Source organism: Salimicrobium album, assembly GCF_900107115.1.
Lineage (GTDB): Bacteria > Bacillota > Bacilli > Bacillales > Halobacillaceae > Salimicrobium > Salimicrobium album.
The window spans coordinates 449,787-462,418 of the sequence record NZ_FNOS01000002.1; the positions used below are offsets into that span (position 1 = coordinate 449,787).

General features: G+C 46.6%; 14 protein-coding genes. 13 read left to right on the forward strand and 1 reads right to left on the reverse strand.

What is annotated here, in order from left to right; all coding sequences use genetic code 11:
- The first annotated feature begins 9 nt into the window (after nt 1–9).
- The 4 genes from qcrB to BLU03_RS05855 all read left to right on the forward strand — a co-directional run bounded on the left by qcrB (nt 10) and on the right by BLU03_RS05855 (nt 3,108).
- Nucleotides 10–684 carry a menaquinol-cytochrome c reductase cytochrome b subunit gene (gene qcrB / locus BLU03_RS05840; RefSeq protein WP_008587523.1) on the forward strand — a complete coding sequence of 225 codons (675 nt, stop codon included), beginning with the start codon at nt 10–12 and terminating at the stop codon, nt 682–684.
- Between the two features lie 29 nt (nt 685–713).
- Nucleotides 714–1,517: a menaquinol-cytochrome c reductase cytochrome b/c subunit gene (locus tag BLU03_RS05845; RefSeq protein ID WP_076570096.1), complete on the forward strand. Its 804-nt coding sequence runs from the start codon at nt 714–716 to the stop codon at nt 1,515–1,517.
- Nucleotides 1,518–1,605: 88 nt separating this feature from the next.
- Entirely contained in the window at nt 1,606–2,256 is a 651-nt protein-coding gene (lhaT, locus tag BLU03_RS05850; RefSeq protein WP_176765419.1) for a lipoprotein heptaprenylglyceryl N-acetyltransferase LhaT, read from the forward strand.
- A gap of 177 nt (nt 2,257–2,433) precedes the next feature.
- The gene (locus BLU03_RS05855; RefSeq protein WP_008587529.1) at nt 2,434–3,108 is read left to right on the forward strand and encodes a zinc metallopeptidase; all 675 of its coding nucleotides are present in this window, start codon (nt 2,434–2,436) and stop codon (nt 3,106–3,108) included.
- Between the two features lie 60 nt (nt 3,109–3,168).
- On the opposite strand, the gene BLU03_RS05860 is transcribed toward BLU03_RS05855, so the two are convergent.
- Entirely contained in the window at nt 3,169–4,044 is an 876-nt protein-coding gene (locus tag BLU03_RS05860) for a YitT family protein (protein WP_008587531.1), read from the reverse strand.
- A 163-nt stretch (nt 4,045–4,207) separates the two neighbouring features.
- On the opposite strand from BLU03_RS05860, the gene BLU03_RS05865 reads away from it, so the two are divergent.
- Genes BLU03_RS05865 through BLU03_RS05900 form a run of 9 tightly spaced genes read left to right on the forward strand, consistent with a single transcriptional unit; the run spans nt 4,208 to nt 12,619 of the window.
- Complete coding sequence (locus BLU03_RS05865) at nt 4,208–4,516, forward strand: nucleotide pyrophosphohydrolase (RefSeq protein WP_076570211.1); 309 nt, start codon at nt 4,208–4,210, stop codon at nt 4,514–4,516.
- Nucleotides 4,516–5,310, forward strand: coding sequence for a 4-hydroxy-tetrahydrodipicolinate reductase (gene dapB, locus BLU03_RS05870; protein ID WP_093106264.1), 795 nt, complete (start codon nt 4,516–4,518; stop codon nt 5,308–5,310). Before BLU03_RS05865 ends, dapB begins: the two co-directional genes overlap by 1 nt.
- A 58-nt stretch (nt 5,311–5,368) precedes the next feature.
- Nucleotides 5,369–5,773, forward strand: coding sequence for a methylglyoxal synthase (mgsA, locus tag BLU03_RS05875; protein ID WP_008587536.1), 405 nt, complete (start codon nt 5,369–5,371; stop codon nt 5,771–5,773).
- Between the two features lie 17 nt (nt 5,774–5,790).
- Nucleotides 5,791–6,924, forward strand: coding sequence for an N-acetyl-alpha-D-glucosaminyl L-malate synthase BshA (gene bshA / locus BLU03_RS05880; RefSeq protein WP_093106267.1), 1,134 nt, complete (start codon nt 5,791–5,793; stop codon nt 6,922–6,924).
- Nucleotides 6,914–8,113, forward strand: a complete 1,200-nt coding sequence (locus BLU03_RS05885) for a CCA tRNA nucleotidyltransferase (protein WP_176765413.1) — start codon at nt 6,914–6,916, stop codon at nt 8,111–8,113. Before bshA ends, BLU03_RS05885 begins: the two co-directional genes overlap by 11 nt.
- Nucleotides 8,077–9,069 (forward strand): biotin--[acetyl-CoA-carboxylase] ligase, encoded by a 993-nt coding sequence (locus tag BLU03_RS05890; protein WP_076570105.1) that lies wholly within the window; start codon nt 8,077–8,079, stop codon nt 9,067–9,069. The genes BLU03_RS05885 and BLU03_RS05890 overlap by 37 nt, the downstream gene beginning before the upstream one ends.
- Before the next feature lie 25 nt (nt 9,070–9,094).
- On the forward strand, nt 9,095–11,920 hold the full coding sequence (gene dinG, locus BLU03_RS05895; RefSeq protein ID WP_176765414.1) for an ATP-dependent DNA helicase DinG: 2,826 nt from the start codon (nt 9,095–9,097) through the stop codon (nt 11,918–11,920).
- 50 nt (nt 11,921–11,970) lie between these two features.
- On the forward strand, nt 11,971–12,132 hold the full coding sequence (locus tag BLU03_RS13515; RefSeq protein WP_102335854.1) for a DUF4264 family protein: 162 nt from the start codon (nt 11,971–11,973) through the stop codon (nt 12,130–12,132).
- Complete coding sequence (locus BLU03_RS05900) at nt 12,122–12,619, forward strand: hypothetical protein (protein WP_076570108.1); 498 nt, start codon at nt 12,122–12,124, stop codon at nt 12,617–12,619. The genes BLU03_RS13515 and BLU03_RS05900 overlap by 11 nt, the downstream gene beginning before the upstream one ends.
- Nucleotides 12,620–12,632 lie beyond the last annotated feature (13 nt).

Genomic DNA, 12,632 nt, shown 5'->3' on the forward strand with positions numbered 1-12,632 from the left:
GCGTAGTTCATGCTGCAAAAATTATATGATTGGGTCGATGAGCGTGTAGACGTCAACCCGATATGGCGAGATATCGCGGATCACGAAGTACCTGAACACGTGAACCCGGCGTACCACTTCTCGGCGTTTGTTTATTGTTTCGGTGGTCTTACGTTTTTCGTTACCGTAATTCAGATTTTATCAGGTATGTTTTTGACGATGTATTATGTACCTGACATTGAAAATGCTTGGAATTCAGTTTACTATCTGCAAATGGAAGTTGCTCATGGACAAATCGTCCGGGGGATGCACCACTGGGGAGCCAGTGTTGTGACGGTCATGTTATTTTTACATACACTCAGGGTTTTCTTCCAGGGAGCTTACAAGAAACCGCGTGAACTCAACTGGATTGTCGGAGTTCTGTTGTTCTTCGTAATCCTGGGTCTGGGCTTTACCGGATACCTTCTTCCATGGGATAACAAAGCTTATTTTGCTACTCAGGTAGGTCTTGAAATTGCAGCAGCTACACCTGTCATAGGTGATATGCTGAGAACGTTACTCGCAGGTGATCAGTCTATCGTAGGAGCTCAGACACTTACAAGATTCTTTGCGATTCATGTGTTCTTCCTTCCAGCTGTACTATTCGGACTTCTTGGAGCACACTTTATTCTGATAAGAAGACAAGGTATTTCAGGACCGCTATAAATCTTTAGCGAAACAAAGGAGGGAAAGACATGCATAGAGGAAAAGGAATGAAATTTGTGGGAGATTCCCGTATCAAGGCGAACAAGGAGAGGAACGTCCCGAAGGATTATTCGGAATATCCCGGACGGACGGAAGCCTTCTGGCCTAACTTCCTGCTTAGAGAGTGGTTGACGGGCTCCGTGTTTCTTATAGGGTTTCTTATTTTGGTGGCTGCCCACCCTTCACCTCTCGAGCAGCAGGCCGACCCGACGAACGCAGGGTACATCCCGTTGCCCGACTGGTATTTTCTCTTTATTTACCAGTTGCTTAAATATCAGTTCGCAGGCGGTGAGTACATCGTAATCGGTGCTATCGTCATACCCGGTCTGGCTTTTACAGCTCTACTTCTCGCACCGTTTCTCGATCGTGCGCCGGGACGTAATGTCAATAAGCGTCCGATTGCTGTTGGGTTGATGCTGATCGGAGTAGCTACGACCATCTGGCTTACATACGAGTCGGTCTCAGGAGTTGACTACCAGGCACGCGGCGAGAAATATGCCGTGGACGTAGAAGCTCAGGAGTCGGAGGTGGAAATCGACACCGAAGCTGCAGGTTATGCCGCATATGAAGCCAACTGTATGCAGTGTCACGGCGAACAGCTTCAGGGTTCGGGCAATAACCCTTCGCTCTTGGAAACAGAGAAATCTGTAGAGGAAATCAAAGACATCGCTGTTAATGGTATAGGCAGTATGCCTGCTGATATGTTCAGCGGCTCTGATGAAGAACGTCAGCAACTGGCCGAATTCATTAAAGAAACTGCGAAAGCTAACAGTGGAGGCGGCTCTGGCGAGTAACTCCATTGGAACAGAGACATCTTTACAAGTCGTGCTTATTAAGCACGACTTGTTTTTTTAAAGGAATGTCGCAGAAAATTCCGAAATGATGATAGTTTCTTTGAATGGGAGGCTGAACAGGGTGATAAGATACATAATGCATTCAAGAGCGTTTTTGACCGTGTTGCTGCTTGTGAACCTTTTCGGAACGCTGTATGGATATATTTGGTACATACCTCAATTAGTCGATACCGCTCCGGTTTTTCTTATTTTTGTCCCCGATAGTCCGACGGCCAGTCTGTTTTTCACTATAGCTGTTGCGGGCTGGATTTTCGGCAAACACTTTAAATTAATTGAAGCTCTTGCTCTGGTGACACTCGTGAAATACGGGGTATGGGCAGTAGCTATGAATCTGCTGTCACTGACAGTCGAGGGGACGCTTCCCTGGACGAGTTATATGTTGATCGTCTCACACGGTGCCATGGCCCTGCAGGCACTGCTTTATCTCGGCAGATACCAATTCAGTTACATTCACCTCTCTATTGCAGCTGTATGGACGCTTCACAATGACGTGATCGATTACGTGTTCGGACAGATGCCGGTATACCCTTCTATCAATCAGTATATGGACAAAATAGGTTACGGCACATTCTGGCTCAGTATAGGATGCATAGGAGTGGCATGGTTGGTTGTCAAATCCGGAACCGGGAAGAAGCTCAGGGAGAATACTCCCGCATCGCCGCTAAGAGATGTAAAGTGACATTCAGCGGGATTTTTGACTGATGCAAAGTTATGGACACGTTTGAAGAATAAAGGTAAAATTATAAGTGGAAAGTTATAGACGGAAGAGCAAGAGGAACGGTTATATCTTCCGCTATTCAACCTCCGGAAATTTGTGAAGACCTTTAGTTACTATGACAGGGGGAAAAGAAAAAAGATGGAATTTCTTATTTACATTGCAATAATTTTGATTCTGCCTTTATGGGCGCAGTCAAAAGTGAAGAGTACGTATAAAAAATACTCTAAAGTCGCTACATCCTCAGGGATGTCCGGGGCTCAGGTAGCACGAAAAATTCTGGATGATAACGGTTTATACGACGTCGGTGTGGAAGAAGTCAAAGGTACACTTACAGACCACTATGATCCGCGGAAGAAAGTGGTCCGTCTGTCTTCCCATAACTATCACTATGCTTCCCAGGCAGGGGCGGCCGTCGCTGCGCACGAAGTAGGACATGCCATCCAGGATGATCAGGAGTATGCGTTCCTAAAGTTCCGGAGCGCTCTGGTACCGGTAGCCGGGTTCGGTTCAAACATATCCATATTTCTTATTATGGGTGGACTGCTGCTCGGCATGCAGCAGCTATTCCTGTTCGGGATCATCTTTTTCGCAGCAGCCGTGCTGTTCCAGCTCGTAACGCTTCCGGTGGAGTTCGATGCGTCCAACCGGGCGATGACACAGATGATCTCCACGGGGGTCATTAAGAATGATGAAGAAAGAAGTACGAAAAAAGTTCTCAATGCAGCTGCGATGACTTACGTGGCGGGTGCTCTTGTCGCTCTGGCGGAACTTCTCCGGTTCATATTCATGTTTATCGGTATGAATCAAGATTAAATGAAAGAAGCACTAAAAAAAGTAGCGGAGGCTTTAAGGCCCGCTACTTTTCTTTTTGTATTATGGATCGATAGGGTTCTTGTTTTCATCGAGTGTGAAGCCTTCCCCGATTACATCGTGGACGTGGCTGACGGCGACGAAAGCATGAGGATCGATGGTTTCTATAATCTGTTTCATCCGTACAATTTCCAATCGGCCTATAATACAGTACAACACATCCCTTTTTTCACCGGTGAACGTACCCCTTCCTTCAAGGGTAGTAACACCGCGGTCCATTTCAACGAGTATTTTACTGGCAATCTGTTCACTGTGGTTGGAAATGATTGTCACGCCCCTTGCAGCATAAGCCCCTTCCTGAATAAAGTCGATCACCCGGGCGCTTATGAACACGGCTACTAATGTGTACATCCCGCGAACCGGGTTCAGGTACGTAACGATAGAAGTAAAAATAACGACGGTGTCAAATAAGAACATAGCTCTGCCCATACTCCAACCGAGATGTTTATTGATGAGCCGGGCGATGATATCAACGCCTCCTGTCGTTCCTCCGTAGCGGAAAATGATGCCGAGACCAACTCCGATGAACACTCCGGCGAATAGCGAGGCCAGTGTAAGATCAGCGGAGAGATCGATTACAATCATGTAGGACTGTGCCACCCAAATGAACACGGAAACGGAGACTATGCCGAGAAGGGTGTAATAGAAAGTCTGCTTTCCGAGAGAGGTCCATCCTATAAGCAGAATGGGAATGTTAAGGACGATGTTCATAACCCCGGGGTCAAGATCGAAGAGGTATAATAAGAGCAGTGTAATCCCGGTGAAGCCACCCTCGCCCAGCTCGTTCTGGATGTTGAAATGTACAAGTCCGAAAGAGAAGATGGCAGATCCGAGTATGATGAATATAATATTTTTCCATTTTAATCCAATTTTTTTCAAGAAATCACCTCTGTAATATTTTTCTTTTCCTGTTTAATTATAAGGAAAGAGTATAGGACTTACAATAACAGTGGGAAAGATTTGTCAAACAGAGGAGTTTTAGCTACCATTTAAGAAGATGCTTCGAAAGGAGTTCTGAGCTTTGAGTATATCGACTGAAGAAATGCAGGAACGGGTGGACCGCTATATATCGCAATACAAAGAGGGGTATTTTTCCCCGTTGAGCATGCTTGCAAGACTCTCCGAAGAGGTAGGGGAGCTTGCCAGGGAAATCAACCACGTATACGGAGAGAAACCGAAGAAAGATTCGGAAGCGGAAAAGGCTCTGGAAGAAGAACTGGGGGACGTGATGTTTGTTCTTACAAGCTTTGCTAATTCCCTGGGTATAGATATATCGGAAGCTTTTGATATGTCTATGAGCAAAATCGAAACGAGAGATAAAGACAGATGGACAAAGAAGGAGGAAGACTGATGATAAATGTAATAGTAGCCGGACCAAGAGGAAAGATGGGAAGTGCCGCCCTTGATATGATCGAAGGTGAAGATAATTTACAGCTTGTCGGATGCATCGATCGAAAAAACGACCAGTCCCGTGTCAAAGATATTGAGGGACTTCCCCCGTTTGAAGCGAAAATTTATGAAGATGCCGAACAATGCCTGAAGGAAACGGATGCAGACGTGCTCATAGATTTGACGACTCCCGAATTCGGATATAAGCATACGAAAGCATCCCTTGAGCATGGAGTGCGTCCTGTAGTCGGTACGACCGGATTCACAGAGGAGCAGCTTCAGGAAGTCACAAAACTGAGTGAAGAGAAAAAACTTGGCGCCGTCATCGCTCCCAACTTTGCTACCGGTGCTGTACTTATGATGCAGTTTGCTAAATGGGCAGCAAAACATTTCCCGGATGTGGAAATCATTGAAAAGCATCATGATCAGAAACTCGATGCTCCCTCGGGTACGGCTGTCAAAACGGCCCAGCTGATAAAAGAAGAGAGAGAAAGGAAAAGCCAGGGGCACCCGGAAGAAAAAGAGACGATTGAAGGGGCCCGCGGCGCAGATGTAGACGGAATGAAAATTCACAGTATGAGACTTCCGGGTCTCGTAGCCCATCAGGAAGTAGTGTTCGGTGGAGACGGGCAGACGCTTACCATCCAGCACGACTCCATGAATCGCGCATCCTTTATGTCCGGCGTGAAACTTTCGTGTGAAAAAGTGATGGAACTGGACACACTCGTTTACGGCCTCGAGCATCTGCTGGAATGAACAGAACTGAAAAATAAAAGGCCCGTCGTCAAATACATCATTACAGGGGAGGAACCACATGCACATTGCACTTGTAGCTCATGATAAAAAGAAGGATGACCTGGTAAATTTTGTGCAGGCGTATCTGCCTGTGCTGGAGAACCACAACCTTTACGCCACAGGGACGACCGGAGCAAGAATTGAAGAGGCTACGGGTCTTGATCTGGTTAAGTTCCAGTCCGGACCGCTCGGAGGTGATCAGCAGATCGGTGCAAAAATTGCAGAGGAAGTGATGGACGTTGTAATTTTCTTCCGGGACCCACTGACTGCCCAGCCCCATGAGCCGGACATCAGTGCGCTTTTGCGTCTGTGTGATGTTCACCAGATCCCTCTCTCCACTAACATGGCAGGAGCCGAAATGCTCGTTCATGGTATAAGCAGAGGCGACCTTGATTACCGGCAAATAAAGAAAGAGTCTAAATGAAATTGAAGGTGACGTAAATGTCCAAAATAGGTATTACGTGTTACCCGACCGTGGGCGGGTCCGGGGTATTGGCGACGGAACTCGGGAAGTTCCTTGCTGAAAAGGGGCACGAAGTCCATTTTATAACGACGCAGATCCCTTTCCGGTTGAACAAAATATATCCGAACATCTATTTCCATGAAGTGGAAGTGAACAACTATCCGGTCTTCCAGCATCCCCCTTACGATCTCGCTCTTGCCAACAAAATGGCGGAGGTAGCGAAACGGGAGGAACTCGATCTGCTGCACGTCCATTATGCTATGCCTCATGCAGTATGTGCTATTCTGGCTAAGCAGATGTGCAGCGAACTGGATCTTAAAGTTATTACTACGCTTCACGGAACAGATATCACCGTACTCGGCATTGACGATAACCTGAAACAGTTGATCAAATTCGGGATCGAGAAGTCGGATGCGGTAACAGCCGTTTCCAACAGTCTTGTGGATCAGACGAGAAGAATGCTGGATACGGAAAAAGACATGCACGTCGTCCATAATTTCGTGGACGAGCGGGAATACCAACACGTAGACTCGCGCAACCTGAAACAGCAGTTTAACATTGGGGAAGACGAAAAGGTCGTTATCCACGTCTCTAATTTCCGTAAGGTGAAACGGGTGGAAGACGTAGTCCGCTCTTTTCATCTGATACAGCAGGAAGTGACTGCAAAACTTGTTCTGGTCGGAGACGGTCCCGAATTCAACAAGGTGTATAACCTGGTGGAGCAGCTCGGCATAGAAGAGAAAGTACTGTTTGTGGGTAAACAGGAACGTGTACAGGAGCTTTTATCGATTGCGGATGTAAAGCTTTTGTTAAGCGAGAAGGAGAGCTTCGGTCTCGTATTGCTTGAAGCTATGGCATGCGGAGTTCCCTGCATAGGAACGAACATAGGAGGAATTCCCGAAGTCATAGACGATGGCGTGGATGGCTATATCGTAGAGGTTCAGGACATAGAACAGGTGAAGGAAAAAGCGCTTCGGATACTGAAAGATGCTCAGCTCAGTCGCTCGTTTTCCGAAAACGCCGTCCGGGCGGTAAGTGAGAAGTTTTCGGCAGAGAAAATCGTTAAACAGTACGAAAAACTGTATGAGCAGGTGTTGCACAGTGAACTTTAAACAGCACGCGTTGTTTGGTCCGGCCATAGAAGTGATTTCCGCCATTGAAGATCATGGGGGGGAAGCTTTTATGGTGGGAGGCTGCGTAAGAGACTTCCTTCTGGGACAGGAAGTAAAAGATGTAGACATAGCAACCTCCCTTCGCCCCAAAGAGATCATAAACATATTCGATAAAGTCATCCCTGTCGGAATAGAGCATGGCACCGTAATTGTAAGACAAAGGTCCCTTTCATTCGAAGTGACGACTTACAGAATGGAAGAGGACTACGAAGATTACAGACACCCGAGTCAGGTGTATTTCGTTTCATCGATAGAACAGGATCTGTCACGCAGGGATTTCACTATGAATGCGATGGCTATGACTTCCGGAGGCCGGCTGATCGATCCTTTCTCCGGGGAGAAAGCGATCAGTGAAAAGCAGATCGAGACGGTGGGAAGCCCCTCGAATCGTTTTGAAGAAGACCCGTTACGAATGATGAGGGCTCTCCGGTTTTCCTCCCAACTCGGGTTTACAGTCAGTCCTTCCGTGCTGGAAGTGATAAAAGAAAAAAGCTCTTTGCTGCAGCACCTGTCCGTGGAAAGATTAGCTGCGGAGTTCGAAAAGACGGTTGCAGGCCCGTGGTATCGTAAAGGGTTGAATTATCTCGCCGGGACGGGGGTGTTTGCACACCTTCCGGTATTCTGTGCCCACACGGATGCGGCCGGGCGGTTCCCCTTGGTAAGATTGCGGGATTGGAGCGAAATGCTCAGTTTTTACCATCAGCAGATCCCCGGGGTACCAGCAGAAGATTGGGGCAGGAAGTGGAAACTTTCAAACCGTACGAAGAAGAAGGCCCAGAATATTTCCGGAGCGGTTCAGATGTATAAAGAGCGGGGGCTTGGGAATTATCTGCTTTACACTCTTGGGGAAGCCGACTTGGGCAGCTGGGTAAACGTAATGAGAAGTCTGGGATATGAATTGGAGACGGACCCGGTCGAACGATACCGGTCGCTTCCGATCCATTCCCGGTCGGAGCTCCATCTTGATACGGAAGAACTGCTGCAGCTGTTCCCGGAACGAAAGAAAGGAAAGTGGATCGGCGAATATTTAAATGCTCTGGTGCAGAGTGTGGTGGAAGGAAATTGTGTAAACGAGAAGGATGAGTTGATAAAATGGATAATAGAACTGGATCGACAAAGACAAGGCTGATAAGCCTGTTGAAGGAAAGTGGAGGGTATTTATCAGGTCAGAAGCTGGCCGGGGAGCTCAACGTCTCGAGAACAGCTATATGGAAGAATATCAAAGAACTGGAAAAAGAGGGGTTTACTTTCGAGGCTGTTAAGAAAAAGGGATACAGGCTGAAAGACGAAGCAGACGACATGCCTCCTTCCTTCGTTCAATCTGCTCTTACTACTGAAGAAATCGGCCATCCCCTGTTTCACTTTAAAGAAGTCACCTCCACTCAGGAAAAGATACATACTTTAGCGAAAGAAGGGAAACCTCATGGCACTGTCGTATTAGCGGATGAACAGACAGCCGGGAAAGGGAGACGCAAAAGGGCATGGGATTCTCCGAAGGGAAGCGGAGTCTGGATGAGTCTGCTGCTGAGACCTTCATTTTCCCCGCAGCGAGCTCCCCAGGTTACGATCGTGGCTGCTTCGGCCCTGGTGAAAGCGCTACGGAATTTTGGTATCAGTGCTACGATCAAATGGCCGAATGATGTTATGATAGGAGACAGAAAAGTAAGTGGTATTCTGACTGAAATGAGAGCTGAACAGGATTTCGTCGAATATATCGTTCTCGGTCTCGGGGTGAATATCAACCAGAGGGAGGAAGACCTTCCGGAAAATCTCCGGGAGAAAGCTACTTCTATTCAAAGAGAAACCGGTAAAAAGACTTCGATAGGCGAAGTGGCTGTTGCTGTGCTTCATGAATTTGAACAGGAATATGAGCGGTTTATAGAAGAGGGGTTCACCTGTTTTGAAAATGACTTCTCAACTATCGGTTATAAAGTGGGAGAGTGGGTGCAGGTGTCTACGTGGAAAGAGCCGTGGCTTGCGAGAATTGATAAGATAGAAGCTGACGGAGCGCTGTCGGTAACAGATGAATCAGGAAAAAGAGAGCGTCTTTATTCAGCTGAAATATTGTGGAATAAACACTATTAAGTTTTTCCGGAAAGAAGTGGTAAACGTGAGTACCTATGCGATTATTGACCTGGAGACCACCGGCAATTCTTCGGGTCGCGGAGATAAAATCATAGAAATAGGAATAGTAGTAATGGAGAGCGATAAGGTAACAGAGGAATTTTCGACTTTTATATACCCTGAAGCTGAAATTCCACCGTTTATCAGTAATCTGACCGGAATTACGGATGATCATGTTATGGATGCCCCGCTCTTCTCGGAAATCGTTCCCGATTTGAAGAGACTTCTTCGTCAGGACTACGTAATAGCACATAATATTGATTTCGATCTCACTTTCATAAACGATGCTCTGGCTCAGCTCGGAGAAGATCAGATTTCCGCGAAGGTAATCGACACGGTGGAGCTTTCGAGAGTATTAATGCCCAAAGCTTCCGGTCATAAACTGTCGGAACTTTCGGAGTCCCTTGAATTGTCGCATGATCAACCCCACCGCGCCATTTCGGATGCACGTGTGACCGCGGAACTGTGGAAAGTACTTCAAGCTAAAATGAAAAGTCTGCCGGAAAAGACGCTTCTGTACCTGCTGAAGCTTTCAGCGGCTTTCAAAAGTGATGTAACTCTCATACTCGAAGATCTTCTGACTGCAAGAAGGTATGAGGGGAGCGGTCCTGCCGATGATAAATATGAACTGTGGGAAGGCGTTCCTGTACTTAAACTGTCCTCCCAGGAGAAGGATTACCGAGGGAAACGTCTTGCTCCCGCATGGGAAGAGTGGCTACAGTTTCTTTTTGAAGAGCCGGAGGGCCTTGACAGTATTATAAAGTCATACCGTTCCCGGAAAGAACAGAAGAAAATGGCCGAATCGATCCATCAGTCTTTGCATGAGAAGGAATCCGCTTTTATAGAAGCCGGTGCCGGTATAGGAAAATCGATGGCCTATGTAACAGCCGCTGTACATACAGCTGTCGAAAAAAAGGAACCGGTACTGATTTCCACCCATACAAATACGCTCCAGTCCCAGCTTGCTCAAAAAGAATTACCGCTCCTTTCAAGGATCAGTCCGGTCCCTTTCACCTTTGCCACCCTGAAAGGGAGCGAGCATTATTTAAGCCTCGCCCATTTCCGGTATGAACTTGAATATGGGACGCTCCATAACTATGACGATGTACTGACGAAAGCGATGCTGCTCGTATGGGTGCTCGAAACCGAAACAGGTGATATCGAGGAAATTCAGATGCCTTCCAACGGTTATAAATTCTGGCGCAAAGTGTCGGCAGATCAGAAAGGAAAAGAAATTGCGCTGTCCATGGGAAACTATTCCTATTATCACAAAGCTTATGAGAAAGCCGCATACGCCGATATTATCGTAACGACGCATGCTCTGTTCTGTTATGATCTCCTGAAAGAAGAGGAATTTATTCCTTCGTGCCGATATGCTATTATTGATGAAGCGCATCATTTAAACAGCGTGGCAGCTAAATACTTCGGCTCACGTCTGTACTATCCGTCCGTGCAGCAGCTGTTCTCCCAGTGGAAAGAAATTTTCGAACCGTCCTACTATCAGAATGTGACGATGAACAAAGAAAAAAAGCAGGAACTTTTAAAATATTGCACTGTTCATATTGATAATGCCAAATCTGAGTGGGCAGAGCTGTCTTCGTATTTTTCTTCTTATGCCGTGAAGAACCGTCCTGCGGTTTCATCGGATACCGGCAAAGTGATTTTCGACTTTTACAATCTCGGATCCGGAAAGTTTTTGAGAATCATCTCTGATATGTGTGAGCGTTTATTGAAAGAATTGAATCAGCTGATCCGGGGGACAGAAACACTGATGAATGAGCTGCTTATGCAATTACAGACCCATGAGAACCCGGATCTTGTCATTCTTATTACCCGTCTTGATTATCAGATCGGATACTATAAGGAACTGACTGAAGAGATCGATTCTATCTTCCTTAAAAACACGGAGAATCCGGTATGGGCGGAATTCGATCTTAAACATCCCCAGGGGACGCTGACGCTGGAAAGTGAAAGCCATATGCATACGCACGTTTTGTCGGAACGGCTGCACACCAAAAAGGACAGTATCATATTCACAAGTGCTACTCTCGCGGCCCGGGGATCGTTTCAATTTGTGAAAAAACAGCTTGGTATGGAGTCGGTGGAAAAGGAAGAAATCATCCCTTCTCCCTACGATTACGAACACCAGATGAAGGTGGTCGTCCCTACTGATATACCTTCCATTAAGAAGAAGGGAAACGGGTTCCTTTATGCCATCAGTGAAATGATTTTTTCCCTGGCTTTGAAAACGAACGGCAGAATGCTCGTTTTATTCACTTCCTACTCTATGTTAAAAAGCGTTTATTATCTGCTCAGGGAATTTCAGGAATCCTCCCGTTATCAGCTGATCGCCCAGGGGATTACGAGTGGCAGCAGAGACCGGCTTAAAAAGGATTTTCAGGCGCTTGATTCCTCTATACTTCTTGGAACGAACACTTTTTGGGAAGGAGTGGACATTCCCGGAGAAGATCTTAGTTGTCTCGTGATGGTGAGACTGCCTTTCGATCCTCCTGCTCACCCCGGTCAGCAGAAGGAAGAGATGCTCTGGAGCCGTGAAGGGGAGAACCCGTTTATGGATCTGACCCTTCCGAAAGCGGTTATCCGGTTCAAACAGGGAGTGGGACGTCTTATCCGCAGTGAAAACGACAGAGGCCTGCTGGTCATTCTCGATAAGCGGATACTTGAAGCGAACTACGGGCGTTATTTCATAGAAGCGTTGCCTGTTACAAGAGTGCATGAAGTCGAATCCAGAGAGCTGTTGGAGAAGTTCGACGATTATCTTCCGACACCCGGCGCCGAACCGGGGGAATAAGATATTGGACAGCAGACGCGGGTCCACAGCGGGGGAGGGGGAAGGACATCATGAATAAACAGACCCTCGTAGCAAGAATCGAAACGGTTTATAATGAGGACCTGTATAAAGTTATCGATTATCTGAATAAGAAATTTAAGAAAAATAATATTATAATCGGTCTTTCTCTGAAAGAGTCCGGAACAGCGGTGATAAAATTTTATGAAGGGTAAACATCTGTGGTGGATTGCCGGAGTTCTTGCAGCAATACTCCTCGGTTTGATGATACTGTATATCAGTGTCTATAACATACTTGAAGAGAGACGTACCGAGGGAGCGGACACTGCACTGAAAACCGTGCAGGAGAAGGCAGGGGATGTAAAAGTCATGGCAAATTATACTTTCAACAGCTCTGCGCCGTTTGAGATACTCTTTACTACGAGCAACGATAAAGATATGATCTATTATGTAAACAAAAAAAGCGGCACCATAGCTGACCGGATAGATCGGGAAGATTTTGTACCGAGAGAAGAAATTGTGAACAGGTGGGAGGACAGTTGCCGTAACTGTACATTTACTCATATCCAGCCTGCTTACAAAGACGGTACCCCCTCCTGGGAGGTCACTTTTACCGATCAGGAAGGAAGATATGGTCTTGCTTATTTCAATGGAGAGACCGGGGAAGAGTTTCAGAGATTCGCTTTTAAAAAAAATGAGTAGAAAAGGGGTATGA